Annotated in this window: 21 protein-coding genes; 14 read left to right on the forward strand and 7 right to left on the reverse strand. The window is 71.2% G+C overall.

The genetic code is table 11. The annotated features are described in order from the left end of the window. The first annotated feature begins 26 nt into the window (after positions 1–26). Genes ACZ5VQ_RS14300 through ACZ5VQ_RS14310 form a run of 3 tightly spaced genes read left to right on the forward strand, consistent with a single transcriptional unit; the run spans position 27 to position 2,656 of the window. Positions 27–812 (forward strand): SDR family oxidoreductase, encoded by a 786-nt coding sequence (locus ACZ5VQ_RS14300; RefSeq protein WP_469105131.1) that lies wholly within the window; start codon positions 27–29, stop codon positions 810–812. A 30-nt stretch (positions 813–842) separates the two neighbouring features. Then, positions 843–1,454, forward strand: coding sequence for a TetR/AcrR family transcriptional regulator (locus ACZ5VQ_RS14305; RefSeq protein WP_362074533.1), 612 nt, complete (start codon positions 843–845; stop codon positions 1,452–1,454). A 44-nt stretch (positions 1,455–1,498) separates the two neighbouring features. Next, entirely contained in the window at positions 1,499–2,656 is a 1,158-nt protein-coding gene (locus tag ACZ5VQ_RS14310; RefSeq protein ID WP_469105132.1) for an acetyl-CoA C-acetyltransferase, read from the forward strand. A 94-nt stretch (positions 2,657–2,750) separates the two neighbouring features. On the opposite strand, the gene ACZ5VQ_RS14315 is transcribed toward ACZ5VQ_RS14310, so the two are convergent. The 4 genes from ACZ5VQ_RS14315 to ACZ5VQ_RS14330 are packed head-to-tail and all read right to left on the reverse strand — an operon-like array spanning position 2,751 to position 6,271. Further along, a complete protein-coding gene (locus ACZ5VQ_RS14315) occupies positions 2,751–3,806 on the reverse strand; it encodes an NAD(P)H-dependent flavin oxidoreductase (protein WP_469105133.1) in 1,056 nt (351 codons plus the stop codon). Further along, positions 3,806–4,612, reverse strand: coding sequence for a CoA-transferase subunit beta (locus tag ACZ5VQ_RS14320; RefSeq protein ID WP_469105134.1), 807 nt, complete (start codon positions 4,610–4,612; stop codon positions 3,806–3,808). Before ACZ5VQ_RS14320 ends, ACZ5VQ_RS14315 begins: the two co-directional genes overlap by 1 nt. Continuing rightward, entirely contained in the window at positions 4,609–5,463 is an 855-nt protein-coding gene (locus ACZ5VQ_RS14325; RefSeq protein ID WP_469105135.1) for a CoA transferase subunit A, read from the reverse strand. The genes ACZ5VQ_RS14320 and ACZ5VQ_RS14325 overlap by 4 nt, the downstream gene beginning before the upstream one ends. After that, on the reverse strand, positions 5,456–6,271 hold the full coding sequence (locus ACZ5VQ_RS14330) for an enoyl-CoA hydratase family protein (RefSeq protein WP_469105136.1): 816 nt from the start codon (positions 6,269–6,271) through the stop codon (positions 5,456–5,458). Before ACZ5VQ_RS14330 ends, ACZ5VQ_RS14325 begins: the two co-directional genes overlap by 8 nt. Positions 6,272–6,432: 161 nt before the next feature. Here ACZ5VQ_RS14330 and ACZ5VQ_RS14335 point away from each other — a divergent pair, with 161 nt between their 5' ends. From ACZ5VQ_RS14335 to ACZ5VQ_RS14350, 4 genes are all read left to right on the forward strand, one after another. After that, positions 6,433–7,200 (forward strand): SDR family oxidoreductase, encoded by a 768-nt coding sequence (locus ACZ5VQ_RS14335; protein WP_469105374.1) that lies wholly within the window; start codon positions 6,433–6,435, stop codon positions 7,198–7,200. 87 nt (positions 7,201–7,287) lie between these two features. Next, positions 7,288–8,205 carry an SDR family oxidoreductase gene (locus tag ACZ5VQ_RS14340; protein ID WP_469105137.1) on the forward strand — a complete coding sequence of 306 codons (918 nt, stop codon included), beginning with the start codon at positions 7,288–7,290 and terminating at the stop codon, positions 8,203–8,205. 61 nt (positions 8,206–8,266) lie between these two features. Further along, positions 8,267–11,323 (forward strand): helix-turn-helix transcriptional regulator, encoded by a 3,057-nt coding sequence (locus ACZ5VQ_RS14345; RefSeq protein ID WP_469105138.1) that lies wholly within the window; start codon positions 8,267–8,269, stop codon positions 11,321–11,323. 114 nt (positions 11,324–11,437) lie between these two features. Continuing rightward, on the forward strand, positions 11,438–12,484 hold the full coding sequence (locus ACZ5VQ_RS14350) for a hypothetical protein (protein WP_469105139.1): 1,047 nt from the start codon (positions 11,438–11,440) through the stop codon (positions 12,482–12,484). 164 nt (positions 12,485–12,648) lie between these two features. On the opposite strand, the gene ACZ5VQ_RS14355 is transcribed toward ACZ5VQ_RS14350, so the two are convergent. Then, positions 12,649–13,545: a hypothetical protein gene (locus ACZ5VQ_RS14355; RefSeq protein WP_469105140.1), complete on the reverse strand. Its 897-nt coding sequence runs from the start codon at positions 13,543–13,545 to the stop codon at positions 12,649–12,651. A gap of 175 nt (positions 13,546–13,720) precedes the next feature. Between ACZ5VQ_RS14355 and ACZ5VQ_RS14360 the strand changes: the two genes are divergently transcribed. Then, entirely contained in the window at positions 13,721–14,518 is a 798-nt protein-coding gene (locus ACZ5VQ_RS14360; RefSeq protein WP_469105141.1) for a S1 family peptidase, read from the forward strand. A 104-nt stretch (positions 14,519–14,622) separates the two neighbouring features. Here the strand turns inward: ACZ5VQ_RS14360 and ACZ5VQ_RS14365 are convergent, their stop codons facing one another. After that, positions 14,623–16,467, reverse strand: coding sequence for a glycoside hydrolase family 35 protein (locus tag ACZ5VQ_RS14365; RefSeq protein ID WP_469105142.1), 1,845 nt, complete (start codon positions 16,465–16,467; stop codon positions 14,623–14,625). Positions 16,468–16,589: 122 nt separating this feature from the next. Between ACZ5VQ_RS14365 and ACZ5VQ_RS14370 the strand changes: the two genes are divergently transcribed. The 6 genes from ACZ5VQ_RS14370 (at position 16,590) to ACZ5VQ_RS14395 (ending at position 24,425) form a co-directional block, all read left to right on the forward strand. Further along, positions 16,590–17,480 (forward strand): helix-turn-helix domain-containing protein, encoded by an 891-nt coding sequence (locus ACZ5VQ_RS14370; protein WP_362074168.1) that lies wholly within the window; start codon positions 16,590–16,592, stop codon positions 17,478–17,480. A gap of 113 nt (positions 17,481–17,593) precedes the next feature. After that, entirely contained in the window at positions 17,594–17,950 is a 357-nt protein-coding gene (locus ACZ5VQ_RS14375; protein WP_469105143.1) for a chorismate mutase, read from the forward strand. Positions 17,951–18,133: 183 nt separating this feature from the next. Next, positions 18,134–18,607, forward strand: coding sequence for a response regulator (locus ACZ5VQ_RS14380; protein ID WP_469105144.1), 474 nt, complete (start codon positions 18,134–18,136; stop codon positions 18,605–18,607). Positions 18,608–18,700: 93 nt separating this feature from the next. Further along, positions 18,701–21,241: an aminopeptidase N gene (gene pepN, locus ACZ5VQ_RS14385; protein ID WP_469105145.1), complete on the forward strand. Its 2,541-nt coding sequence runs from the start codon at positions 18,701–18,703 to the stop codon at positions 21,239–21,241. Between the two features lie 362 nt (positions 21,242–21,603). Further along, a complete protein-coding gene (locus tag ACZ5VQ_RS14390) occupies positions 21,604–22,986 on the forward strand; it encodes a pyridoxal phosphate-dependent decarboxylase family protein (RefSeq protein ID WP_469105146.1) in 1,383 nt (460 codons plus the stop codon). Then, the gene (locus ACZ5VQ_RS14395) at positions 22,983–24,425 is read left to right on the forward strand and encodes a lysine N(6)-hydroxylase/L-ornithine N(5)-oxygenase family protein (RefSeq protein ID WP_469105147.1); all 1,443 of its coding nucleotides are present in this window, start codon (positions 22,983–22,985) and stop codon (positions 24,423–24,425) included. Before ACZ5VQ_RS14390 ends, ACZ5VQ_RS14395 begins: the two co-directional genes overlap by 4 nt. 50 nt (positions 24,426–24,475) lie before the next feature. Here ACZ5VQ_RS14395 and ACZ5VQ_RS14400 read toward each other — a convergent pair whose 3' ends face one another. Next, positions 24,476–26,287 carry a 5'-nucleotidase C-terminal domain-containing protein gene (locus ACZ5VQ_RS14400; protein WP_469105148.1) on the reverse strand — a complete coding sequence of 604 codons (1,812 nt, stop codon included), beginning with the start codon at positions 26,285–26,287 and terminating at the stop codon, positions 24,476–24,478. Between the last annotated feature and the right edge of the window lie 34 nt (positions 26,288–26,321).

Below are 26,321 nucleotides of genomic sequence, written 5' to 3' on the forward strand. Positions count from 1 at the left end.
AGTGTTTGGTAGGTTAGCGTGGCGTCATGACAGGCGTCGAGAGTCCGGCATACGTGCCCGGGCACGGGCTGCTGAAGGGACGCACCGCGGTGGTGACCGCCGCCGCGGGCGCGGGCATCGGCGGGGCCACCGCGCGCCGCTTCCTGGAGGAGGGCGCGCGCGTGCTGATCAGCGACGCGCACGCGCGACGACTCAAGGAGTACGAGACCGAGCTGGCCGGGGAGTTCGAGGGCGTCTCGGCGCTCGCGTGCGACGTCACCGACGAGGCCCAGGTACAGGCGCTCTTCGATGCGGCCGTGCGGCAGCACGGGCGGCTCGACATCGTCGTCAACAACGCCGGCCTCGGCGGGACTTCGGACCTTGTCGACATGACCGACGAGCAGTGGTCCCGGGTTCTCGATGTGACGCTCAACGGCACGTTCCGGTGCACGCGGGCGGCCCTGCGGCTGCTGAAGACGCAGGCGGACGGGGGAGTGATCGTCAACAACGCCTCCGTCGTGGGCTGGCGCGCCCAGGCCGGCCAGGCGCACTACGCGGCGGCGAAGGCGGGCGTCATGGCGCTGACCCGCTGCGCGGCCGTCGAGGCGGCGGCGTACGGCGTGCGGGTCAACGCCGTCTCGCCCAGCCTCGCCATGCACCCGCACCTGGTGAAGGTGACCACCCCCGAACTGCTGCAGGAGCTGACGGACCGCGAGGCCTTCGGGCGGTACGCCGAGCCGTGGGAGGTGGCCAACGTGATCGTGTTCCTGGCGTCCGACTACTCCTCGTACATGACCGGAGAAGCGGTCTCCGTCAGCAGCCAGCATGCCTAGGACCACAATGGCTCCGTGCCCCCTACGAACGTGCCTCCCAAGAAGAAGCCCCAGGTGACCGCCGCGCCCGCCCGCCGTCGCGAACTCCTCGACACCGCCGCCGAGGTCTTCGCCGAGCAGGGCTACAACGCCACCACCGTCCGCAAGATCGCGGACCACGCGGGCATGCTCGCCGGCAGCCTCTACTACCACTTCGACTCCAAGGAATCGATGCTGGAGGAGATCCTGCGGACCTTCATGGACGAGCTGTGGGACGGGTACGACACCGTTCTGGAGGCCGAGCTCGGCCCGCGCGAGACGCTGGAGGCCCTGGTCACCGAGTCCTTCCGGGAGATCGACCGGCACCGCGCGGCCGTCGCGATCTACCAGCGGGAGTCCAGGCACCTCGTCGCGCAGGAGCGGTTCGCGTTCCTCGCCGAGTCGCAGCGCAAGTTCGAGAAGACATGGCTGGCCACGCTGGAACGGGGAGTGGCCGGCGAGGTCTTCCGGGACGACCTCGACATCCGGCTCACCTACCGGTTCGTGCGCGACACGGTGTGGGTCGCCGCGTCCTGGTACCGGCCCGGCGGACAGCACAGCCCGGAGGAGATCGCCCGGCAGTACCTGTCGATGGTCCTCGACGGAATCGCCGTGCGTACGTAGCCCACTGAACCCATTGGACCCACTGAGGAGCCCGAGGAGTCGTCATGGCCGAGGCCTACATAGTCGAAGCGGTCCGTACGCCCGTGGGGCGTCGGAAGGGTGGCCTCGGCGGGGTCCATCCCGCCGATCTGGGCGCGCATGTGCTGAAGGCCCTAGTCGCGCGGTCCGGTGTCGACCCGGCCGCCGTCGAGGACGTCGTCTTCGGGTGTCTGGACACCGTCGGGCCGCAGGCCGGGGACATCGCGCGGACGTGCTGGCTGGCGGCCGGGCTGCCCGAGGAGGTGCCCGGGGTGACGATCGACCGGCAGTGCGGGTCCTCGCAGCAAGCCGTGCACTTCGCCGCGCAGGGTGTCCTGTCCGGCACACAGGACCTGGTGGTCGCGGGCGGCGTCCAGAACATGACGCGGATCCCCATCGCCTTCGCCTCCCGCCAGGCCGCGGAGCCGCTGGGACTCACGGAGGGCCCGTTCGCGGGGAGCGAGGGGTGGCGGGCGCGGTACGGGGACCGGCCCGTCAACCAGTTCTACGGCGCCGAGTTGATCGCCGAGAAGTGGGGGATCAGCCGGCGGGACCAGGAGGAGTTCGCCCTGCGGTCGCATCGGCGGGCGGTCCGGGCGATCGACGAGGGGCGTTTCGAGCGGGAGGTCGTGCCGTTCGGGGACGTTGCCGTGGACGAGGGGCCGCGGCGGGACACCTCGCTGGAGAAGATGGCCGGGCTGAAGCCGGTGGTGGAGGGCGGCACCATCACCGCCGCCTGTTCCTCCCAGGTGTCCGACGGCGCGGCCGCGATGCTGCTCGCCTCCGAGCAGGCCGTGCGGGAGCACGGGCTCACGCCTCGGGCGCGGGTTCACCATCTGTCGGTGCGGGGGGAGGACCCGATACGGATGCTGTCGGCGCCGATTCCGGCTACCGCGTACGCCTTGAAGAAGGCCGGGATGTCCATCGGCGACATCGACCTCGTCGAGATCAACGAGGCGTTCGCGCCTGTGGTGCTCGCCTGGTTGAAGGAGACCGGGGCGGATCCCGACCGGGTCAATGTCAACGGGGGCGCGATTGCCCTTGGACATCCGCTGGGGGCGACCGGGGTGAAGCTGATGACCACGTTGCTGCATGAACTGGAGCGGACCGGGGGGCGGTTCGGGTTGCAGACGATGTGCGAGGGCGGGGGCCAGGCGAACGTGACGATTGTCGAGCGGCTTTAGGTTGTTCGGTCGGGTGCGGGTCCGGCGTGGTTCGTCGCGCCCACGCGGCGGAGCCGCAGAGTGTCACAGCCCCGCACCCCTGAAAGAAGGGCGCTCATGGTGAGCCGGGGTCCGGGAGCGCGCGGAGTGTTTCCTGGGCCTCTGTCATCACCCGAGCCACCAGCTCCGCGCACGAAGGCAGGTCCTCTATCAGGCCTGCCACCTGGCCCGAGGCCATCACCCCCAGGTCAGTGCGGCCCTCGACCATCGAGGCGCGCAGCAGCATCGGGGTGTTGGCGGCGAGGAGGACCTGGCTCCAGGTGAGGTCCTTGCCGTGTTTCATCGCCAGGCCGTCGCGGACCATCTGCTGCCAGGTGAGGCCCGAGAGCTTTCGGAAGCGGGCGGCCCGGCGTACCGCCCGGGTCAGTGTTCTCGTACGGCCCGCCTCCTCAAGGGAGTTGACCAGGTCCGTGCGGAGCATGCGGTGGGGGAGGCCGTCCACGGCTGTCGTCACCGTCACGTCCTTCACCGTGGCCGCGAGGTACCGGGCCTTCACCGCGTCCGGGACCGTGGAGTCGGAGGTCAGGAGAAAACGGGTGCCCATGGCGATGCCCGCCGCGCCGTACGCCAGCGCCGCGACCAGGCCCCGGCCGTCGAAGAAGCCGCCCGCCGCGATCACCGGTATGTCGACGGCGTCCACGACCTGGGGCAGGAGGACGGTGGTCGCCACCTCGCCGGTGTGGCCGCCGCCCTCCCCGCCCTGCACGATCACCGCGTCCGCGCCCCAGGCCGCGACCTTCTCGGCGTGACGGCGGGCGCCGACGGAGGGGATGACGACGACCCCCGCGTCCTTGAGCTCGGCGATCAGCTCACGGGAGGGCGCCAGCGCGAACGAGGCGACCTTCACGTCCTCCTCGACGATCAGCCGGACGCGGTCGCGGGCGTCCCCCGCGTCCGCGCGCAGGTTCACACCGAACGGCGCGTCCGTACGGGACCGGACCTCCCGGACCGCCGCCCGCAGCTGGTCGAGGGTCATCGTCGCGGAGGCCAGGATGCCCAGCGCTCCCGCGTTCGCCGAGGCGGAGACCAGACGCGGGCCCGCCACCCAGCCCATCCCGGTCTGCACGATCGGGTGCCGGACGCCGGCCAGTTTCGTGAGCGCGGTCTCCATCAGCCCGGGACCTCACGGTCGCGCAGCCCCTGCGGGTCGATGACCTCGCGGATCAACTCCAGCTCCGCCGGGGTCGGTTCGCGGGTGTACGGGACCTCGTCGGGGATCGTCACCTCGAACCCGGTCGCCGCCAGGACCTCCTCGACCGTCACCCCCGGATGCAGCGAGGCGAGCCGCATCGAGTGGTCCGGCGTCGCGAAGTCGAACACTCCCAGGTTCGACACGACCCGGGGGATGCGGTGGTAGCGGGTCGCCGTGGGACCCGCCGCGGCCGCGCTGTCGTACCCCACCCCGCTGATCATGTCGACCTTCTCGACGAAGACCCGCGCCGCGTGCTTGGGTACCCAGTAACTCACCGGGTTGTTCAGGGTGTTGACGGGCGCGCCCCGCACCCCGAGCAGCTGCCGGGCGGGCCGCTCCCAGTCGCCGATGCAGGAGATGTTCTGGTTGCCGAACCGGTCGATCTGGCTCGCGCCCATCATCACGTGCCGACGCCCGCCGGTGACCATCGTGAGATGCCTGCGGTAGGGCAGCCACCCTTCGGGCGTGCCGTCCGGGCCGATCAGCATCGCCTCGCCGTCGGTGAGCAGGAGATCCGGGGCGAAGGTCCGCCGGGCGAGCCGGGCGCCGACGGAGGGGACGGCACCCATGGGGCTCGCGAGCACCTCGCCGTTGTCCCGCCACGCCTCGGCACAGGCGATCACGCAGTACTCGGCGCGGGTGGCCGGGAGGAGCGAGGCGCGGGTGGGCGGGGGAACAGGGGCGCCGGTGGGCGGGAGGGGAGAGGGGCTGGTCGCGTCCGTCATCGCCGCTCCTCGTGCCAGGTCTGTGCGGCCGACTGGTAGGCCTTCTCGTCCGCGTACAGGAACCGCTCGGTGAACTCGGGCCACGGTGTCGTCGCGTACAGCTTCTGGAAGGGCTCGTCGCGGTCGTGGTCGGGGACGCAGGAGGTGGGGTGTGCGCCACCGGGCGTCTCGACGACTCCCGTGACCGAGTGCCGGTTGACGAGGAGGGTCTGCGGCACCGCGCCGTCGAAGCGGTCCACCAGCCGCTCGCAGGAGACGTACGCATCGTCCGCGGCCTCGCAGAAGAGGTCGTCGAAGTACGGGTCCGGGCCCAGATACTGGCCGTTGCCCGAGCGGTCCGCGCGGTTGACGTGGACGAGGGCCGCGTCCATGCGCAGGGCCGGCATGGCGACGAAGGTCTCCCGGATCCCGGTCGACGGGTCCTCGTACGGTGAAGTGACCGTCCGCAGGCCGGGGTTGACCCGCATGACGTCCGAGCCGATGCCGGCCCGGACCGGCATGAAGGGCAGCCGGTTCGCGGCGGCGTGCAGCCCCCACATGAACATCGCCTCGTCGACCTCCGTCAGCTCGAAGGCCCCGCTCTGCCGGGCGGCACGGAAGTGCGGCTCCAGGGGGATCGAGTCGAGCGTCACGAAAGCCGCGACCAGCTTGCGGATCCGCCCCGCGGCGGCGAGCATCCCGACGTCCGGGCCGCCGTACGACACGATCGTGAGGTCGGTGACCTGGGAGCGGAGCAGTGCTCTCACCAGGGCCATCGGTTTGCGGCGCGAGCCCCATCCGCCGATGCCGAGGGTCATCCCGCTCCGGAGCCGGGAGACGACCTCGTCGGCCGTCATCGTCTTGTCACTCACCTGCGCCCCCTCCTTCCTGATCCCTTCCGACTTCCTGATTCCTTTCGACTTCCCGGTTCCTTCCGGCTTCCCGATCCCCTCCGAACGTGTCCCGGACCCGGTCGCCCACCCCCGCGAGGTTCGCCTCGAACGTGAAGCCCTGCTCGAAGCGGTAGCTGCGGCGTACGTCCACGGGATCGATGCCGTTGATCGCGGCCTTGGCGAGCCGGATCAGCTGCCCGTCCTTGCTCGCGATCTGACGGGCCAACTCCAGGACGGCAGCACGTAGTTCACCGCGCGGCACGACCCGCCACACCGACCCGTGCCGGTGCAGCTCGGCCGCCGTCGCCGTGCGCGAGGTGTAGTACAGCGCGCGCATCAGGTGCTGCGGCACCAGCCGGGCCAGATGGGTGGCCGCGCCCAGGGCGCCCCGGTCCAGCTCGGGCAGGCCGAAGGTCGCGTCCTCGCTCGCCACGATCGCGTCCGCGTTGCCCACCAGGCCTATTCCGCCGCCCAGGCAGAAGCCGTGCACCTCCGCCACCACGGGCACCTCGCACTCGTACACCGCGGCGAAGGCGTCGGCGCAGCCGCGGTTGGCGCCGAGCAGCGCGCTGCCGCCCTGCGCCTGTATCTCCTTGATGTCCACGCCCGCGTTGAACCCCCGCCCCTCGGCGGCCAGCACCACACAGCGGACCTCGGCGTCGCGGCCTGCCGCGCGCAGGGCGTCGGCCAGCTCGAACCAGCCGCGCACCGGCAGCGCGTTCACGGGCGGGAAGTCGACCGTGACGACGGAAATCCCCTTTTCCGGGGACGAGGTGGAGACACCCATCAGCTCATCAGCTACCTTTCGACCAAACATTTGTTAGGTGCGCCGGTTGTGAAGGTAACAGCGAACACCGACGAGCGGGAGGCCCTGTGGACAAGCCGTCGGACGAGCCGTCAGGCAGGCCGCCGAAGGGTCCGTCGGACAAGCCGTCCGGCAAGCGGCTCGTGGTGGTCACGGGCGGCACCCGGGGCGTGGGCGCCGGGATCGCCCGCGCGTTCGTCGAGGCGGGCGCCGAGGTCGTGGCCTGTGCGCGCAGACCGCCCGAAGTGCCGGTCGACGGCGTCCAGTTCGTCCCCCTCGATCTGCGGGACCCACCGGCCGTGCGTGCCTTCTTCGACGGGCTGCCGCGGGTCGACGTGCTGGTCAACAACGCCGGCGGCGCCCCCTACCGGCTGCTCGCGGAGACGGACGCCGAGCGGCACGCGCGCGTGATCGAGCTCAACCTCACCGCGCCGCTGACGGCGTCCCTGGCGGCGTACGAGCAGCTCAGGCGCGCGCGTGGCTCCGTCGTGATGATCGGCAGCGTCAGCGGGACACGGCCCTCGCCCGGCACGGCGGCCTATGGGGCGGCCAAGGCGGGCCTGGAGAACCTCGCGCGCTCGATGGCCGTGGAGTGGGCGCCGGACGTGCGGGTGAACACCCTCGTCGTCGGGATGGTCCGCACCGAGCTGTCCCACCTCCACTACGGGGACGAGGACGGCATCGCGGCCGTCTCCCGCACCGTCCCCATGGGGCGGCTCGCCGAGCCCCTGGACGTCGGCAGAGCCGCCGTCTTCCTCGCGTCGGACGCCGCCGCGTACATCACCGGGGCCGGCCTCCTCGTGCACGGCGGAGGCGAGCGGCCCGCGTTCCTGGACGCGGCGACCGCCAACGAGGAGAAGGCCGACGAACAGAAGCCCCGAGAAGGAGAAGCCCGACGAGCAGAGGGCTGACGAGCAGGAGCCCGACAAGGAGAAGCCCCACGACCAGAGGGCTGACGAGCAGAAGGCCGACGAGGAAAAAGAGGGAGGAGAAGCGGGATGACTGCAGGCAGCGGAATCTGCGACGGGCGGGTCGTGATCGTCACGGGCGCGGGACGAGGGCTCGGGCGGGCGCACGCGCTCGCCTTCGCGGCGGAGGGGGCGCGTGTCGTCGTCAACGACCTGGGCGTCGGGCTCGACGGTTCGCCCGGCCCCGACAGCCCGGCCAGGCAGGTCGTCGAGGAGATCACGGCGGCCGGCGGCGAGGCGGTGGCGCACGGCGGGGACATCGCCACGACCGAGGGCGCCGCATCCCTCGTACACACGGCCGTGGACGCCTTCGGGCGGCTCGACACGCTCGTCAACAACGCCGGGTTCCTGCGTGACCGGATGCTCGTGAACCTCGACGAGGACGACTGGGACGCCGTCATGCGCGTCCACCTGAAGGGCCACTTCCTGCCGCTGAAGCATGCCGCCGCGCACTGGCGGGCGGAGGCGAAGGCGGGGCGCGTGCCGCAGGCGCGGATCGTCAACACCAGTTCCGGAGCCGGGCTGTTGGGGTCCGTCGGGCAGGGGAACTACAGCGCCGCGAAGGCCGGGATCGTGGGGCTCACCCTGGTGGCCGCCGCCGAGATGGGGCGCTATGGAGTACAGGTCAACGCCATCGCGCCCGCCGCGCGGACCCGCATGACCGAGGGAACGTTCGCCGAGACGATGGCGGCACCCGACAGCGGCTTCGACGCGATGGCGCCGGGGAACGTGTCGCCGCTCGTCGTCTGGCTCGGTTCCGCCGCGAGCGCCGGCGTCACCGGCCGGGTCTTCGAGACCGAGGGCGGCCGCATCACCGTCATGGAGGGCTGGCGGCCCGGCCCGGGCGCGGACAAGGGGGCGCGGTGGACTCCCGCCGAGGCCGGCGACGCGGCGCTCGAACTGCTCGCCGAGGCGGAGACGCCCCAGCCGGTCTACGGAGCGCAGTAGTGCGATCGGCGTACGACACCTAGGAGGGCAACGCGCGGGGAACCCTTTGACCCTGCACCCCGTGCTCGCGAGGATGCCCAGCAGGGCGGGCCGGGTGGAGGTGGCTCAGGTGGAGTTCGTAGGGCGAACGGACGACCTCGCGCTCCTCGCGGCGGCACGCGAGCGCGCCCGCGCGGGACACCCGCAGCGCGTACTCGTCGAGGGCCCGGCCGGCATCGGCAAGACCGCCCTGATACGCCGCTTCCTCCGCGACGACACGCGCGTGCTGTACGGGGCGGGGGAGGAGGCCGAGTCGGAGCTGGCCTTCGGAGTACTGGAGCAACTGCTGGGCAGGGGTGGCGGCGGCACCGGGGACGGGACCGGGACCGGGGGCGGTGGCGGGCGCTGGCCGGACGCGCACGCGGCCGGGGCGGCACTGCTGGAGGCCCTGGACGAGGCACAGGGAGCGGGCGGCGCCCCGGCCTCAGCAGACGACCGGTCCGCGCGCGGCCCCGACGCCTCGGGTTCCCCCGCCTCGGGTTCCCCCGTGCCCGGCTTTTCCGCTCCTGGCTCCTCCGCTCCCGGTTCCCCCGCTACCGGCTTCTCCGCTCCTGGCACCCCCGCGCCCGATACCCCCGCCCCCGACAGCCGCGACTCTCCCGCCCCCGACACCTCCGTCGCGCTCGTCCTCGACGACGCCCAATGGGCCGATCACCTCTCCCTCCAGGCCCTCGCCTTCGCCGTGCGGCGGCTGCGGGCCGATCGGGTGCTCGTTCTCGTCGTCGTGCGGGACGCCGAGGACGCGCGGCTGGCCGCGGGGCTGCGGAGGCTGTTCACGGCGGACGACGCCGTGCGGGTACGGCTCGACGGGCTCGGGCCCGCCGAACTGGCCGAACTCGGCGGAGGGCTGGGCGTACAGGGACTCACCGCGCGGGCCGCCGCCCGGCTGCACGCGCACACCGCGGGCAACCCCCTCCATGTGAAGGCACTCCTGGAACAGGAAGGGGCCGGGCTCCTGGAGGCGCTCGGCGAGCCCGATGTGACGCCGCCCGCCCCCAAGTCGTTCACGGCCCTCGTGCTGGCGAAGCTCGCCGCCTGCTCGCCGGCCGCCGACGCCCTGGTCTGTGCGGCCGCGGTACTCGGCACACACTGCACGCCGGCCGACGCCTGGGAGGTCGCGGGCGCGGACCTGCTCGACGAGGAACGCAGGGCCGCCGACGTCCTCACCGCACTCGAAGAGGCCGTCCACACGGGCCTGTTGACCGAGACCCCGGGCGATCCGGTGATCCGCTTCCCGCACCCCCTCGTACACGCCGCCGTCTACCACCAGCTGGGCCCCTCCCGCCGCGCGGCCCTGCACCTGAGCGCCGCCCGCACCGTCCGGGACCAGGCACACCGACTGCGCCACCGGGCGCTCGCCGCGGCCGCTCCCGATCCGGAACTCGCCGCCGAACTCGCCGCCCTGGGACGCAGGTTCGCCGCCGAAGGCGCCTGGGCGAACGCGGCCGGACAGCTGACGGCCGCCGCACGGCTCGGCCCGGACCCGGCGGTGTACGAGCAGTACACCCTCGAAGCCGTCGAGTGCGCCCTGCTCGCCGGAGACGTACCGAACATGGGTGAAGTCGCCCAGCGGATCGCGCAGTTCACCCCCGGCGGCTGGCGCAGCTATCTGCTGGGGAGGCTGAGCCTGTTCGACCTGGACCGCGCCGAGGCACTGCTCACGGACGCCTGGCACCGGTGCGACCCGGCGGCCGAACCCGTCCTCGGGGCGCGTATCGCGGGCCAGTTCGCCGCCCTGCACGGCAGCATGTCGCACGGCGCCGAGATGGCCGAGTGGGCCGACCTCGCGATCCGCCTCGCACCCGACGACACGGCCACCGACATGATCCGCGTCCTGCGCCTCAACGGCCTGGCCATGAGCGGCCGGGCCCCGCAGACGCTCGACGCACTCGCCCCGCTGCCCGACCCGGCGCTCGCCACCCCCGCCCAGCTGGAGGAACTCCTCGGCCGCGGCACCCTGCGCGAGTGGACCGGCGACCTCACCGGCGCCGTACGGGACCTGGGCGGGGTCTTCGGCGCCTGCCACGGGCGCGCCGCCTCCTTCCGGGTGGTCGCCGCGACCGCGCTCGCCTCCGCCGAGTACCGCGCGGGCCGCTGGGACGACGCGATCGTCCACACCGACCTCGCGCTGTCCCTGGCCGCCGACACCGACCAGCCGCACATCGCCCTGTACTGCAGGATGCTCGCCGCCCAGGTGCACGCGGTGCGCGGCGCGTTCGCCAAGGCACAGGCACACGCGCGCGTGGCCCGCGTCTACGCGGCCGGCGGCCATGTGAACCCCGCCCTGTGGGCCGCGCTCGCCGAGGCCCACCTCGCCCGCGCCCAGGGCCGGCCCGAGGAGGTCCTCACGGCCCTGGGGCCCCTGCTCGCGCTCGCCCCGCGCGGCGATCTGGAGGAGCCCGGCACGGTCCCCTGGGCGGACCTGCTCGCCGAAGCCTGGGCCGCCCTCGGCGACGAGAAGCGTGCCGTCCAGGCCCTTGCCCCGTACGAGGTCCTCGCCACCCAGCGCGGCCACCACGGGGCGCTGCTCGTCGCCGCCCGGGCCCGCGGCACCCTGGAGGCCGCGCGCGGCGACACCGTGGCCGCCGAGCGCGCCTTCCGCTCAGGCCTCAAGCACGCCGCACACGTCGAGGCACCCTTCGACCGCGCGCTGCTGCACCTCGCCTACGGCGGCTTCCTGCGCCGGGCGGGCCGCCGCACCCGCGCGGGCGAGCAGCTGCGCACCGCCCGTGACCTCCTCGTACGCCTCGACGCGCCGCCCGATCTCGGGCGCTGCCAACGGGAGTTGGCGGCCTGCGGACTCGGTGTCGCCGGATCCGCGGCCGAACGGGAGCCACGGGCCCGCGGAGCGGCGCTGCTCACGCCCCAGGAACTGGCCGTCGCCCGCCTCGTCGCCTCCGGACTCACCAACCGGCAGGTGGCACGCGAACTCGTCATCAGCGTCAAGACCGTCGAGTACCACCTCGGCCGGATCTTCCCCAAGCTGGGCGTCGACTCCCGTACGCGGCTCACGGCGATGCTGGCCGCGGACGAGCCCGGACCGGAGCCCGGACGACCGGAGCCCGATCGCGCACCCTAGGGATTTCCCCGGGGCGCATCCCGGGGCGCCCGGACTCCCCCTGTCCGTACCGTCGGTCGGACCTTCGCGGAAACAGTCGCGAAGGGAGCGGTAACCAACGGGGGATGAACAGGAATGCCGGAGAACACCCATCGAATGGTGACCGACGTCCCGCATGCCAAGGTGCGGGCCGTCACCGAGCGCGTCGTCCAGGAACTCACGCTCGCCGCCGACAAGGTCGCCGCCCACTATGCGGAGCCCGCCAAGTACCCACTGCCCGCGGACAGGACGGCCGCCGAGCACCTCGTCGCGCGGCGCTTCGACAGCCTCACCGACGAAAGGAAGAAGAAGGCGGCGGCCGCGGTCCTCGCCGATGTCAAGACCGGTGCCGTACGGTCCCGGCGGCTCGGTGACCTGGCCCGTGTCGACCTGCGCTCGCCCGCCTCCGTGGACACGCAGGTCAAGCGCCTCGGCTTTCCCGAGCGGCTGAGGTTCCCGGCCGACGAGCTCAGGAAGCCGCCGACTTCTCTCCTCCCCGAGGAGTCGGCCCCGCGGGGCCCGGCCGCCGTACCGGCCGCCCTGCACAGACTGGAACTGCGGATCCACCGTGTGCAGTGCGTGGACGAGACGTCCGAGTGGGGATCCGACGAGATCCATCTCGCCGGGACCAGCGTGGACGAGAGCGGTGACACCCTGAAGATCGGCCAGTTCAAGGTCCGCAGCTTCGACGACGGCGACGTCAAGGTGTACGACCCGCCGCGCCGCTTCCACTGGTTCGGCCTCGACGAGGGCACCACGTACCCGAAGTCGTACTTCGTCACGCTGGTGCTCGCCGAGGTCGATTGGGGCGGCCTCGCCGACTACGTGGGCGCACTGCTCGACCTCATCAGGAAGAAGGTCACCGCCTACCTTGCCGCGGCCGTCGGAGGCGCGATCGGCGCCTCCGGCGGGCCGGTCGGCATCCTCATCGGGATGGCCGTCGGCGCGGCCGTCGGCTGGGTCTTCGACCAGCTCAAGGGCCTCTTCGGCGACGAGGTGTTCAAGCCCGTCACCGTCAACGCGGTCATCCCCTCCCTCACCGGCCGCTGGGCCGGCCGGCCCTTCACGGCCCCGGCGGTCGCCGACTACCGCGGCCACGGCGGCCACTACCGACTGACGTACGACTGGCGCATGTACGACTGAGCGAGACGCGCGGCCGTACGGCCGGAGCCAACCTCGGGGGAAGCGGGGGCCGGAAGGCCGCCGCCCGTCAACGGCACAGACGGGCGGCGGCCTTCCGCGGGGCGACTGCGCGACCAGCCACAACGCACCCGCGGCGATCCCACGACCCGTCACCGCGTCTTCGACTACGTGTCGCACTCCAGAACAGTCCGGCACAACCCACACCGAGCCCGAACCCGCCCCCGTACCGGCACCCGAATCCGCTGATGACAGGTCGGACAGGGAAACGACACCCGCAGCGGCCCGCGCCCCTCCGGCGTGAAGGCGTACGGCACGTCGGCCGGCCCGGCCGCGACCACATGGTCCTGCGCATGACGCCGGTCCTTCGCATAACGCCGCCGCCCCGCCCACCCCGCCGCGGTGAGCGGCGGCTGCCGCTCGTCGTGACGGGCCCGCGTCATGCCCTTCGTGTACGCGGTGTACCCCTGCGGGCTGGTGAACCAGGTCGCCGGGTCCTCACCGAAGACCAGGGACCGCTTGGCCAGCACGTATCCGAACTCCTCCGGCGTCAGATAGCCAAGCTTCTGCGAGGACGCCGCGTCCTCCCGGTACGCGTCGAGCAGCAGCCAGCCCGCACCGAGATACGTCGTCGCCGTGTCCGTGAGGATCTCGTTGTCGCGCGTGCCGGGGAACGACAGGTCCAGTCGGTGCAGATAGACGTGCATCACCTCGTGCGCGAGCGCCGCGCCGATGTCCCTGCGGTGGGTGCGGAACCGGTCGTTCAGCTCGATGAAGTACTCGGGGCCCGCGGCGAGCTCGACGTTCGCCGCGTGCTCCATCTCGCGGAAGCTCACGATCATGCGGGCATCCGGCAGACGGAAGTGCCGCACCAGCTCGCGGGCGACCCGCTGAGCGCCCAGATGCAGATCGTCCGTGTCGCAGAACGCCACGTCGGCGAGGGCCACGCTGGTGGCGAACGTGTGGATGGTGTCGTACGAGAGCCGTTTGTACAGCGCGGTGACCGCCGCCCGCACCGTGTCCAGGTGCGGGTAGCCGTGCTCGACCGGACCGCCGTTCGTCACGTCCGTACCCCCAGAGAGGCCCTGAACCCCCATTCCACTTTAAGGGGACGCGAGCGGATTCTCCCGGGTTGGGTTGCCCGGTGGGGGAGTGAGATCCACCCTTGCCGCCCATGCGTCATGATCCTCATACTTCTGTGCGCTCTTCTGCGCACTCAACCCCCCCATGAAAGGGATCATGTTGACAAACAGGGCAGTCAGTCTCCTCAAGAGATCCGCCTTCAAGCGCGCCGCGGCGATCGGTGCCGTCGCGCTCGCGACCGCCAGCCTCCAGCCCGTCGCCGCGCACGCGGCGCCCGTGCCGGTCGTCGGCGGTACGCCCGCGGCGCAGAACGAGTTCCCGTTCATGGTCAGCCTGTCCATGGGCTGCGGCGGTGCCCTCTACAAGAAGGACGTCGTCCTGACCGCCGCGCACTGCGTGGACGGCTCGGGCAACACCACCCGGATCACCGCCACGGCCGGGGTCGCCGACCTCAACGCCTCCGGCGCCATCAAGGTCAAGTCCACCAAGGTCCTCCAGGCCCCGGGCTACAACGGCAGCGGCAAGGACTGGGCGCTCATCAAACTCGCCCGGCCCATCAACCTGCCCACGCTGAAGCTCGCGACGAACACCCGCTACAACAGGGGCACGTTCACCATCGCCGGGTGGGGCGACACCTCGGAGAACGCGAACACCGGTTCCACGCAACTCCTCAAGGCCAAGGTGCCGTTCGTCGCCGACCGCCAGTGCAAGCGGCACTACGGCAGCCGGCTCATCGCCGGACAGGAGATCTGCGCCGGCGTTCCGCGCGGCGGGGTCGACACCTGCCAGGGCGACTCCGGCGGGCCCATGTTCCGCAAGGACGACAGCGGGAAGTGGCTCCAGATCGGGATCGTCAGTTGGGGCGACGGGTGCGCCCGGCCGCTCGTACCGGGGGTGTACACCGAGGTGTCCGCCTTCTCTTCGGCGATAGCCCGGGCTGCGGCGACGCTTTAGCCTTCGGCGGGGCGGGTGGGGTGGGCGTTCGCGGTGTTTTGCCGGGGCGCCCGCTTGCTTTTGGGTGCGGGCCGGTGAGGGCTTGTCGCGCAGTTCCCCGCGCCCTAAAGAGTGGGCCCGAGTGACACAGTGAAGGTGCTCGGCGTTCGCTGGTCCCCGCTGCCCGTCTCAGCCCCCGCCTCGCCCGTCTCGCTCGCCTCGCCCACGCTCCGCAGGACCGGGGGCCCGGACGCCTCCTCGAACTCCAGGAGCCATACCTCGTTGGTGCCCTCGCGCAGGACCGGGCCGGGGACGTACAGGGAACGTTGGGGGCCGACGGACCAGTAGCGGCCCAGGTTGAAGCCGTTGATCCACGCGAACCCCCTTGTCCAGCCGGGGAGTTCGAGACGGGCATCCCCCGCGCCGTCTACCGTGACCGTGCCCCGGTACAGGCCGGGGGCACCGGAAACGGGAAGCGGGCGGAACGGCACCGGCTCCACACCGGTGTCGAACGCGTCCAGGCGCAGCGCCCGCGCCCGCACCCCGTGCAGATACTGCCGTTCGTGCAGTACGCCGCCGGTGATGCCCTTGGTCTCCCCGGTGCGTGGGCCGTAGTTGACCCGGCCCAGCGACTCCACCCACAGGTCCACGCGCGCGGGACCGGCGACCGGCTCCTTGAGCTGCGGCTCGTCCTCGGTGAGCACTCCGGCCGGCTCCCCGTCGACGTACACCGTCGCCAGGTCCCGCAGACCGCGCACGGTCAGGGGGTACGGACGGCGGGGTCCCGGAACGTCGACCGTGTAGCGGACGAGTCCCCGGTCGACGTCCAGTTCCTCGAAGGTCGGCGGTACGGGCCGCTCGGTCTCGGGCCCGCCGAGCGCGTCGAGCACGGCGGACAGGGACGCCCAGCCGGTCAGGTCCACGGCCGCCGGGGAGCCCAACGGGGCCGGTGCGGAGGGCAGTTCGGGCAGCGGGCCGTCCGTGTACGCGGCGAGGAGCGACCGGAACCGCCAGAACTTCTCCGTGGGGCGCCCGTACTCGTCGATCGGCGCGTCATAGTCGTACGACGTCACGTCCGGCTCCAGCACCCCGTCGTGCAGCGCGCCGCCGCCCCGGTTGGCACCCGCCCAGCCCGCGAAGTTCGTGCCGCCGTGCGCCATGTAGAGATTGACCGAGGCCCCGCACTCCAGGATCTCCCGCAGCGCGTCGGCGGCGTCACCGGGATCGCGTACGACGTGCTCGGCGCCCCAGTGGTCGAACCAGCCGCACCAGAACTCCATGCACATCAGCGGACCCGTCGGCCGGTGCCGGCGCAGCGTCTCGAAGGCCTCGCGCGCGTGCGACCCGAAGTTCGCGGTCGCCAGGACACCGGGCAGGGAGCCGCCGGTGAGCATGTGGTCCTCGGGACCGTCCGACGTGAACAGCGGCACGCTCACGCCCCCCTCGCGCAGCAGGTCGGCGAGCCGGCTCAGATACACCTGGTCCGAGCCGTAACTCCCGTACTCGTTCTCCACCTGCACCATCAGCACCGGACCGCCGCGGTCGATCTGCCGGGGCACGATCTCCTGCAGCAGGTGGGCGAACCAGCGCTCCACATGGCCCAGAAACCGCTCGTCACGCGTGCGCACGAGCGCGCCCGACCCGCCGGTCAGCCAGTGCGGCAGCCCGCCGTTCTCCCACTCGGCGCAGATGTACGGACCCGGCCGCACGATCGCCCGCAGCCCGGCCCGCCGGGCGGCGTCCAGGAACCGGCCGAGCGCCTGGACGTCCCGGAAGGAGCCCGGCCGCGGCTCGTGGAGATTCCACGGGACGTACGTCTCCACACAGTTGAGGCCCATCGCCCGCAGCATCGCCAGCCGGTGCCCCCACTGCCCCTCGTGCACCCGGAAGTAGTGCAGCGCCCCCGACAGCAGCCGAACCGGCCGCCCGTCCAGCAGAAAGTCGGTGTCCCCCACCGTGAACTCGGTCATGAGCACCACCCTGACCCCTGGCGGCGACCCGGTCCATGGACAAAGATCAGCGGTGATTGGACGCAGCTGACACCGCCGACGGAGCGCGGGACGGGCTTGCCGGACAGGTGGGAGGACAGCCGATGTACCACACCTGGATGCGGTTCTTCAGCCCCGGACCCGCCCACCACAAGCTCGGCCTCGTCTGCCTCGGCGTCGGCCTCCAGTACGGGGCGCTGCCCACCGTCGGACCCCGCACCCTCGACCACCACGTGGCCGTCGTGGTCAGCGCCGGACGCGGCTGGTTCCGTACCACCGACGGGCGGTGCACGGCCGTCACCGCGCCCGCCCTGCTCTGGCTCACCCCCGGCGTACCCCACCACTACGCGCCCGACCCCGAGACCGGCTGGGACGAGGCCTTCGTCGACTTCACCGGCCCCACCGCCGACACGTACACCGAACTCGGCTACATCGAACCGGCCCGGCCCGTCGTCCCCCTCTCCGACGCGGGCCCCGCCCGCACCACCGTCGCCCGCATCGCCCGCGCCGCCCGCCTCGGCAACCCCCTCCTGGAGGTCGAGACCAGCGCCGCCGTCCACGAACTCCTCGTCACCCTGCGCCGCGCCCGCGCCGACACCGCCCCCGATGGCGAACAGGTCCTCCAGGCCCTCGCCCGCGACGCCTTCAAGCCGCTCTCCGTCGCCGACCACGCCGCCCGCCACGGCATGACCCCCGCCGAACTGCGCACCGCCGTGCGCCGAGGCGCCGGCTGCAGCCCCAAGGACTACCTCCTCGGCATCCGCCTCGGCCGCGCCAAGGAACTCCTCGCCGCCACCGAACTCCCCGTCGCCGCGGTCGCCAGACGCGTCGGCTACGACGACCCGGCCTACTTCTCCCGCCTGTTCACCCGCCGCGTCGGGACGGCACCCGTGCGCTTCCGGGAACAACAGGGACGCACCGTCCCCGGCGGCTGGAGCAACCAGGTCCCCGACCCCGACGATCCGCCGATGCTCCATTCCCCGGGAACACGATGACCGGGACACCGGAACACCGGGACTCTCCGGGGGCAGGATGGCCGGGACTCCCCGGAAAACGTTGATCGAACGGCCGCGCACCACCCGCGGCACGCCACGTAGGGTTGCCCACCATGACCACCAGCAACACCGGAAACGCAGGCGGCGTCGACCCGGCCGTCCGCGCCGAACTCGCCCGGCTGCGCGAGAGCATCGACAACATCGACGCGGCCGTCGTCCACATGCTCGCCGAACGCTTCAAGTGCACCCAACAGGTCGGCCACCTCAAGGCGGCCCACCAGCTGCCGCCCGCCGACCCGTCCCGCGAGGCCCAGCAGATCGCCCGGCTGCGCAGCCTCGCCGAGAACGCCAGACTCGACCCCGCGTTCGCGGAGAAGCTCCTCAACTTCATCATCGCCGAGGTCATCCGCCACCACGAGAGCATCGCGGACAGCGCGGGCGGCGCGGGTGGCGCGGGCGTCCGGGAATGACCACAACGGCCCACCGGCAGGCTCCACTTCCCACGCCGATTCTCATGCCGTTGTAGGTCCGCCCTCTCGGCGTGCGCGCCGAAATAAGGCATCCTGCGCTGAGCACTCCTTGTCAGTACACGAGTACTCCCTGTCGGTCGGTTCGGACATAAGCTTGTCGTCCAAGCGAGGGGACTTCGCTCCATGCCGCCGGATGCCAAGATCCTCATAGTCGACGACCATGAGGAAACGCTCTACGCCCTGGAAAGCGCCCTGGCCCCGCTCGGTTACCACCTGACGCGGGCGACCAGCGGCGACGACGCGCTGAAGGAAGTCCTGCGCGGCCACGTCGGCCTGCTCCTCCTCGACGTACGGATGCCTGGCGTCAGCGGCCTCGACGTGGTCCGCTACATGCGGGGCGTGGAACAGACCCAGCTCATCCCGATCATCCTCGTCACCGGCTTCGGCCCCGACGCCGAACTCACCGCCACCGCCTACCACCTGGGCGTCGCCGACCTCGTCATGAAACCCATAGACCCCTGGGCCCTGCGCACCAAGGTCCGCTACCTCTACGACGCCCACCAGCGCTACCAGTCCCTGGAACGCGAAGTACGCGAACTCCGCGCCCTGGTGAAGGAACAGCCGAGGGCCGCACGCTACGTGGGACCGGGGACGTAACCCCGACCGACGGGGAAGCAACCCCGACCGGCCAGGGGCGCGACCCCGCCCGGACCAGGCCACCCCTGTGCCGGATCACGCCCATCAGGCAGCATGGCACCCATGTCCGTACTGACGCGCGACGAAGCGCAGACCCGTGCCAAGCTCCTCGACGTCCATCGCTACCAGATCGAACTCGACCTGACGCGCGGCGACGAGATCTTCGACTCCCGTACCGTCATCCGCTTCACCACCCGCGCGGACGGGGACACCTTCGTCGAGCTCAAGCCCGCCGAACTGCGCTCCGTCACCCTCGACGGCCACCACCTCGACCTGGACACCTTCGCCCTGGACGAGAACCGGCTGCCGCTCAAGGACCTCACGACCGGCGAGCACGAACTGCGCATCGACACCACCATGCGCTACTCCCGCACCGGCGAGGGCATGCACCGCTTCACCGACCCCACCGACGGCGAGACATACGTCTACACGCAGCTGTTCATGGACGACGTGCAGCGCGTCTTCGCGGCCTTCGACCAGCCAGACCTCAAGGCCGTCTTCGAGCTGACCGTGACGGCCCCCGAAGGCTGGACCGTACTCGCCAACGGCATCACCGAGCGCCAGGAGGACGGCAGTTGGCGGGCCGCCGCCACCCCGCTCATCTCCACCTACCTCGTCGCCGTCGCCGCCGGACCCTGGCACTCCGTGCGCACCGAACACCGCGGCCTGCCCTTCGGCATCCACTGCCGCCGCTCGCTCGCCCCCCACCTCGACACCGACGCCGACGAGATCCTCGACATCACCCGCGCCTGCTTCGACCGCTACCACGAGAAGTTCGACGAGTCCTACCCCTTCGACTCCTACGACCAGGCGTTCGTCCCCGAGTTCAACGCCGGCGCCATGGAGAACCCCGGACTCGTCACCTTCCGCGACGAGTTCGTCTACCGCTCCGCCGTCACCGACACCGAACGCCAGACCCGCGCCATGGTCATCGCCCACGAGATGGCCCACATGTGGTTCGGCGACCTCGTCACCCTGCGCTGGTGGGACGACATCTGGCTGAACGAGTCCTTCGCCGAGTACATGGGCTACCAGACCCTCACCGAAGTCAGCCTTGGGGGGTCTGGGGGGACTCCCCCCAGAGAGTGGGGCACCGACACCTGGACCGACTTCGGCATCGTCCGCAAGGCCTGGGGCTACGACGCCGACCAGCGCCCCTCCACCCACCCCGTCGCCCCCGACCCCGAGGCCGTCCCCGACACCGCCTCCGCGATGCTCAACTTCGACGGCATCTCCTACGCCAAGGGCGCCTCCGCACTACGCCAACTCGTCGCCTGGCTCGGAGAGAAGGACTTCCTCGCCGGCATCAACACCCACTTCGCCCGCCACAGGTTCGCCAACGCCACCCTCGCCGACTTCATCGAATCCCTCGCCGCGGCCACCGAACGCGACGTCCACGCCTGGGCCGACTCCTGGCTGCGCACCACCGGCGTCGACACCCTCACCGCGTCCGTCACCGCCGAGCCGGGGGAGTGGACCCTCACCCTCGACCGCGCGGGCAGCCGCCCCCACCGCGTCACCGTCGGCGTCTACGACCGCGACCTCAACGACAGCCGCGCACTCCTCCTGCGCGAACGCTACGAGACGGACGTCCCGCAACAGCCGGCCCCCGAACCCCGCCCCGGCACCCGCCCCGCCCTCGTCGTCCCCAACGACCTCGACCTCACCTACGCCAAGATCCGCCTCGACGAGGTGTCCTCCGAGACCGCCCTGCGCGGCATCTCCGACGTCCCCGACGCCCTCACCCGCGCCGTCCTGTGGAACACCCTGCGCGACATGGTCCGCGACGGCGACCTCGCCCCCGCCGCCTACCTGGAGACCGCCCGCGCCCACCTCCCCGAGGAGAGCGACCTCGCCGTCGTCCAGGGAGTCCTCACCTTCGCCGCCGCCCAGGTCGCCGACCGCTATCTGCCCGCCCACGAACGGCCCGCCGCCCTCGCCACCCTCACCTCGCTCTGCCGCGACCTCATCCGCCGCACCGAGGACGGCGACCACCCCGGCCTGCGCCTCATCGCCGTACGCCACCTCATCGACGTCGCCGCCCAGCCCGACACCATCAGCGCCTGGTTCTCCGAAGGCACCGTCCCCGGCGGCCCCGAACTCGACCCCGAACTGCGCTGGCGCATCCTCGGCCGCCTCGCCGTCCTCGGCGCCATCGACGACGCCGTCATCGACACCGAACTCGTCCAGGACCCCAGCGCCACCGGCCAGGAAGGCGCCGCCCGCTGCCGCGCTGCCCTCCCCGACCCCGTCGCCAAACGCGCCGCCTGGGACTCGATGTTCACCACCGACGACCTCTCCAACTACCTCTTCACCGCCACCGCCCAGGGCTTCTGGCAACCGGAACAGACCGACCTCGTACGCCAGTACGTCGACCTCTACTGGAACGACGCGACAGCCGTGGCCGCCCGCCGCGGCCCCGCCATCGCCGAAGCAGCCGGCCGCTGGGCCTTCCCGGTCTACGCCATCACCCCGGAAACCCTCCAGGCAGGCGAACAATGCCTGACAGAGACCACCCCCACCCCCGCCCTCCGCCGCAAACTCACAGACCAACTGGACGACTTGGCAAGGGCATTGCGAGTACGAGAGTCATAGAGCACGAGGACTGACCGACCGGCCTCGCGCCCTTCGCGAACAGGGGCGCGGGCCGGTTTTCTTACCGGGCGTGGGCAACCGCCTGCTTTCGGTTTCAGGGGCAGTGGGCCAGCTTTCTTACTGGGGCGCCGCGAACCGCCATCTTTTAGGGGCGCGGGGCTGTATCGATCTGCGGCTCCGCCGCGTGGGCGCGACCAGCTCCCACCGACCCGCACGTCCCCACAATCCCCGGCGCGGAGCGCCAAGAACCCCGGCGCGAAGCGCCAATACCCCTTTCGAGTGCTGATCACCGCACTCTCCGGGCACGCGGCCCCAAACACAGACACGCTGGAAGTCCCCGCCCCGCGCCCCGGAGGACGACCATGAGCCCGCTCGCATCAGGCCCCCAAGGCCCGACCACCCTGCGACCGCTGCTCACCACCGTGCTCGACGCACTGACAGCCGGCGCAGCCACCCGTGACGGCCCCCTCCCGTCCGGCGGCCCCACCGAGGTCGCCGCCCGCCTCCGCGAGGCCCTCGGCGACCCCCTACCGGACCACGGCGACGAAGACGCCCTCCGCACCCTCGTCCAAGCCTTCACGGCAGGTGCGGCAGACCCCGCGGACCCCCTCTGCACGGCCCACCTCCACTGCCCGCCCCTCGCCGTCGCCACCGCTGCGGACCTCGCCGCCTCCGTCCTCAACCCCTCCCTCGACTCCTGGGACCAGGCCCCGGCCGCCTCAGAACTCGAATCCCTCGTCACCAGGGCCCTCGCCGCCGAGGTCTACCGGGAGGCGGGCCAGGCCCGGACAGCCGGCGACGCCCTCGTCACCACCGGCGGCACCGAGTCCAACCAACTCGCCCTGCTCCTCGCCCGCGAACGCCACGGCCACACCCAGCTCGTCTGCGCCGAGAACGCCCACCACTCCCTCCGCCGCGCCACCTGGCTCCTCGGCCTCCCCGAACCCGTCACCGTGCCCGCCCCCGCAGGCACCATGGACCCCGCCGCACTGAACGAAGCCCTGACCGCGCTCCAGGGCCCCCGCGGCTCCCTCCTGGTCGCCGCCACCGCAGGCACCACCGACGCCGGCCTCATCGACCCGCTCCCCGACATCGCCACCCTCTGCGAAGCCCACGGCGCCCGCCTCCACATCGACGCCGCCTACGGCGGAGGCATCCTCTTCAGCGACCGCCACCGCCCCAAACTCGACGGCCTCGCCCGCGCCCACACCGTCACCCTCGACCTGCACAAACTCGGCTGGCAACCCATCGCCGCGGGCCTCCTCGCCGTACGCGACCGCCACGACCTCGCCCCACTCGCCCACCACGCCGACTACCTCAACGCCGACGACGACACCGAAGCAGGCCTGCCCGACCTCCTCGGCCGCTCCCTGCGCACCACCCGACGACCCGACATCCTCAAGATCGCCGTCACCCTCAAAACCCTCGGCCGCACCGGACTCGGCACCCTCGTCGACCAGGTCTGCGAACAAGCCGCCGAGTTCGCCGAACTCATCCACCGGCACCCCCGCTTCGAACTCCACGACCGGCCCACCATCAGCACCGTCCTCTTCCGGCCCACCGACGCCACCGACGACACCGTGGCCGCCGTACGCCGCACCCTCCTCACCGAAGGCCGAGCCGTCCTCGGCCGCGCCCGCCTCGACGACCGCCTCTGGCTCAAAGCCACCCTGCTCAACCCGCACACCGGAGCCGACGACCTGGCCGCGCTCCTGAAACTGGTGGAAGGACACACCCCGCGATGACGCCCCCCACGTCCCCGACACCCCCCACGCACCCCAAACACCCCGTACACCACGAGCCCGAAGCCCCCCGCGACCTCGTCGGCATCGGCATCGGCCCCAACAACCTCTCCCTCGCCGCCCTCGCCCACCCCCTGGCCGAACTCGACACCGCCTTCTACGAACAGCGCCCCGCCTTCGACTGGCACCCCGGCCTCCTCATCGAAGGCACCACCCTCCAAGTCCCCTTCATCGCCGACCTGGTGACCCTCGCCGACCCCGCGAGCCCCTGGACCTTCCTCAACTACCTCAAGGCCCGCGAACGCCTCTTCCCCTTCTACTTCGCCGAACGGCTCCACATCCACCGCGCCGAATACGCCGCCTACTGCCGCTGGGTCAGCGACAGCCTCCCCGGACTCCACTTCGGCCACCAGGTCGACGCCGTCCGCTGGAACCCCGAACGCGACGTCTTCGAAGTCGACTTCACCCAACTCGACAGCGACGGCGAAGCCGAAGCACTCGGCCGCACCTACACCAGGAACATCGCCCTCGGCATCGGCACCGCCCCCTACATCCCCGAACCGCTCCGCCCGCTCGTCGAAGCCCCCGGCGTGCCCGTCATCCACGCCGCGGACTACCTCGAACACCGCGACCGGTTCCTCACCGCCGAACACATCACCGTCATCGGCTCGGGACAGTCCGGTGCCGAGGTCTTCCTCGACCTCCTCAGAAACCGCCCAGCCGGCCGCGAAAAAATCCACTGGCTCGCCCGCACCGAGGCCTTCGCGCCCATGGAGTACTCAAAACTCGGGCTCGAACACTTCACACCCGACTACACGCGCTACTTCCACGCCCTGCCCGAACCCGTACGCGACCGGCTCGTCCCCGCCCAATGGCAACTCCACAAAGGCATCGACGCCGACACCATCGCCGCCATCCACGACGAGCTCTACCGCCGCACCCTGGACGGCGGCTGGCCCGACACCGTCCTCACCCCCGGCGTCCACGTCCGCACCGCGGGCCGCATCGCCACCACCAAGGTCGAACTCCACCTGGAACACGCCCAACAGGCCGGCCGCTCCCGCATCACCACCGACGCCGTCGTCCTCGCCACCGGCTACCGCGAACGCCCCCTCGGCCGAATCCTCGCCGGACTCGACCCCTACATGCGCCGCGACGCCTCCGACCGCCCCCGCATCGACGACCGCCACCGCCTCGTCCTCGACCCCTCCGTCACCGGAGCCGTCTACGTCCAGAACGGCGAACGGCACACCCACGGCGTCGGCGCCCCCGACCTCGGCCTCACCGCCTGGCGCAGCGCGAGCATCCTCAACTCCCTGACGGGCAAGGACCCCTACCCACTGCCGAGCCGAACGGCCTTCACGACCTTCGGACTCACCCAGCAGCCCCAGATCCCGCCCGCCAGGCAGCAGCCACGGATGCTCACACCACTCGCCGAATAGACCCAGCCGGCCGAACAGAAGCCGACCAGAACCAGCCGAACAGCAGCCGACTAGAAGACGGGCGTCCCCTCACGCGTCAGCTTCCAGTCCACCGACGCGAACTCCTTCGGGTCCAGCGAACCCTTCGCCGTCACCCACTCCGCGATCCGCGTACGGATCTCCGTCGACTCCGCCCACAGCTCCTTCGCTGACGCCACATGCGGGAACGCCCCACCGCCATTGGCCCGGTAGTTGTTCACCGCGAACACGAACTGCTGCGTGTCGTCCAACGCCACACCGTCGTAGGAGAGGTTCTTGATCCGCGAACCCGCCGCCTGAGCGATGTCGATGTCGTACGTCAGACCCGACACATAGTCGTAGTTGTAGTCCGGCCGGTTGCCCGCGTTCGTCAGCTTCTCCACGTCGACCGCGGCACCGGCCGCCGTCTGCACGAAGTACTGCGCCGAGTACTCCAGGTACGCCCGCACCTGCGCACCCGTCATCAACTTCGCGACCAGCGTGTTGTCGTACACATACAGACTCGACAGATCCCGGATCGTCACATCCCCGGCCGGGATCTCCGACGTACGCGAGAACGGCGACGCCTGCGACAACACAGGCAACGACGCGTACTCCGTACCCGCCAACGCCGCCTTGACCACGTCCTGCTGGACCTTCGTGATCAAGTCGATGATCGGGGCGTCCTTGTATCGCGCCTCCACCGTCGTCAGCGTCTCAGTCGCCGTCCCGACCACCTGGTTGACATACGCCACGACCACGTCGTGCTCGTCCTTCAACAGCTTCGTGATCCTCGGGTCGTCGGCCACCGAGTTCGAGTTGCGGACCGACGCCGACACCGACTCGACCGTCCAACGCCCCTTCTCGAAGACCAGCTCGAAGTCGAACAGCGACAACCGCTCCGCGTACGCCAACGGCTCCGACAGAACGACCGTCTTCCCCGTCTTCGTGTTGGTGACCTTCAGCTCCGGAATCTCCACATGCGCGTGCCCGACCAGAATCGCGTCGATCCCCGGCACCTGCTGCGCCACCAACCCCGCCGAGTTCTCGACGTACGGCAGCTGGTCACCGTACGAGGACGTGCCCGACGAACCGGAGTGCGCCGACACGACCACCACGTCCGCACCCATCGACCGAAGCTTCGGCACCCACTTCGCCGCCTGCTCCTCAAGACCCGGGAACGTCAACTTGCCCTGCACATACGCCTTGTCCCAGATCGCGATACCGGGGTTCGTCAGACCCAGCACGGCCACCCTCACCGGCGGGGCGCCCTTCACATGGAACGTCTTCATGAAGTACGGAGGGAAGGCCGGCTTCAGCGTCTTCGCGTCCAGCGCGTTCGCACCCAACAGCGGGAAACGGCACTGCGACTCGAACTTCCGCAGCGTCTCGATTCCGTAGTTGAACTCATGGTTGCCGAGCGCCACCGCGTCATAACCGATCGCGTTCATCGCCTGCGCCATCGGATGCACTGGACCGCCCTTGGCGGTGATCGGGTCCACCTTCGCGTAGTAGTACGTCAGAGGCGTGCCCTGAATGGTGTCACCGGCGTCCAGCAACAGCGTGTTGCACCGGCCCTTCTCCTTGCGGACCGCGTTCACCAGCGTCGAGATCCGCGCCAGACCCTGCGCGTTGCCCGCCGCATCCTTGTACTCCGCGTCCTTGAAGTAGTCCCAGTTGAAGATGTGACCGTGCAGATCGGTCGTGCCCATCACCGTCAGTGAATACCGCTTCGGCTTCCTGCCACCCTTCGCCACCGCAGCCTCCGCCGCCTGAGCACTCGGCGCCACGACCGCACCGGCCAGGGCGACCCCCGCGCCGGTCACGGCGGACTTCTTCAGGAACTTCCGACGGTTCAACGGCATGACGGGCTACTCCTCGGGAAACGGTCGACAACAC

The organism is Streptomyces sp. NPDC033178 (genome assembly GCF_055577685.1).

Excerpts from the sequence above, each read along its gene's own strand:
- pepN (WP_469105145.1), top strand. The coding sequence starts at position 18,701 with ATGGCACCCATGTCCGTACTGACGCGCGACGAAGCGCAGACCCGTGCC.
- ACZ5VQ_RS14300 (WP_469105131.1), top strand. The coding sequence starts at position 27 with ATGACAGGCGTCGAGAGTCCGGCATACGTGCCCGGGCACGGGCTGCTG.
- ACZ5VQ_RS14330 (WP_469105136.1), bottom strand. The coding sequence starts at position 6,271 with ATGGGTGTCTCCACCTCGTCCCCGGAAAAGGGGATTTCCGTCGTCACG.
- ACZ5VQ_RS14390 (WP_469105146.1), top strand. The coding sequence starts at position 21,604 with ATGAGCCCGCTCGCATCAGGCCCCCAAGGCCCGACCACCCTGCGACCG.
- ACZ5VQ_RS14350 (WP_469105139.1), top strand. The coding sequence starts at position 11,438 with ATGCCGGAGAACACCCATCGAATGGTGACCGACGTCCCGCATGCCAAG.
- ACZ5VQ_RS14315 (WP_469105133.1), bottom strand. The coding sequence starts at position 3,806 with ATGGAGACCGCGCTCACGAAACTGGCCGGCGTCCGGCACCCGATCGTG.
- ACZ5VQ_RS14365 (WP_469105142.1), bottom strand. The coding sequence starts at position 16,467 with ATGACCGAGTTCACGGTGGGGGACACCGACTTTCTGCTGGACGGGCGG.
- ACZ5VQ_RS14340 (WP_469105137.1), top strand. The coding sequence starts at position 7,288 with ATGACTGCAGGCAGCGGAATCTGCGACGGGCGGGTCGTGATCGTCACG.
- ACZ5VQ_RS14375 (WP_469105143.1), top strand. The coding sequence starts at position 17,594 with ATGACCACCAGCAACACCGGAAACGCAGGCGGCGTCGACCCGGCCGTC.
- ACZ5VQ_RS14310 (WP_469105132.1), top strand. The coding sequence starts at position 1,499 with ATGGCCGAGGCCTACATAGTCGAAGCGGTCCGTACGCCCGTGGGGCGT.
- ACZ5VQ_RS14395 (WP_469105147.1), top strand. The coding sequence starts at position 22,983 with ATGACGCCCCCCACGTCCCCGACACCCCCCACGCACCCCAAACACCCC.
- ACZ5VQ_RS14380 (WP_469105144.1), top strand. The coding sequence starts at position 18,134 with ATGCCGCCGGATGCCAAGATCCTCATAGTCGACGACCATGAGGAAACG.
- ACZ5VQ_RS14320 (WP_469105134.1), bottom strand. The coding sequence starts at position 4,612 with ATGACGGACGCGACCAGCCCCTCTCCCCTCCCGCCCACCGGCGCCCCT.
- ACZ5VQ_RS14360 (WP_469105141.1), top strand. The coding sequence starts at position 13,721 with ATGTTGACAAACAGGGCAGTCAGTCTCCTCAAGAGATCCGCCTTCAAG.
- ACZ5VQ_RS14370 (WP_362074168.1), top strand. The coding sequence starts at position 16,590 with ATGTACCACACCTGGATGCGGTTCTTCAGCCCCGGACCCGCCCACCAC.
- ACZ5VQ_RS14400 (WP_469105148.1), bottom strand. The coding sequence starts at position 26,287 with ATGCCGTTGAACCGTCGGAAGTTCCTGAAGAAGTCCGCCGTGACCGGC.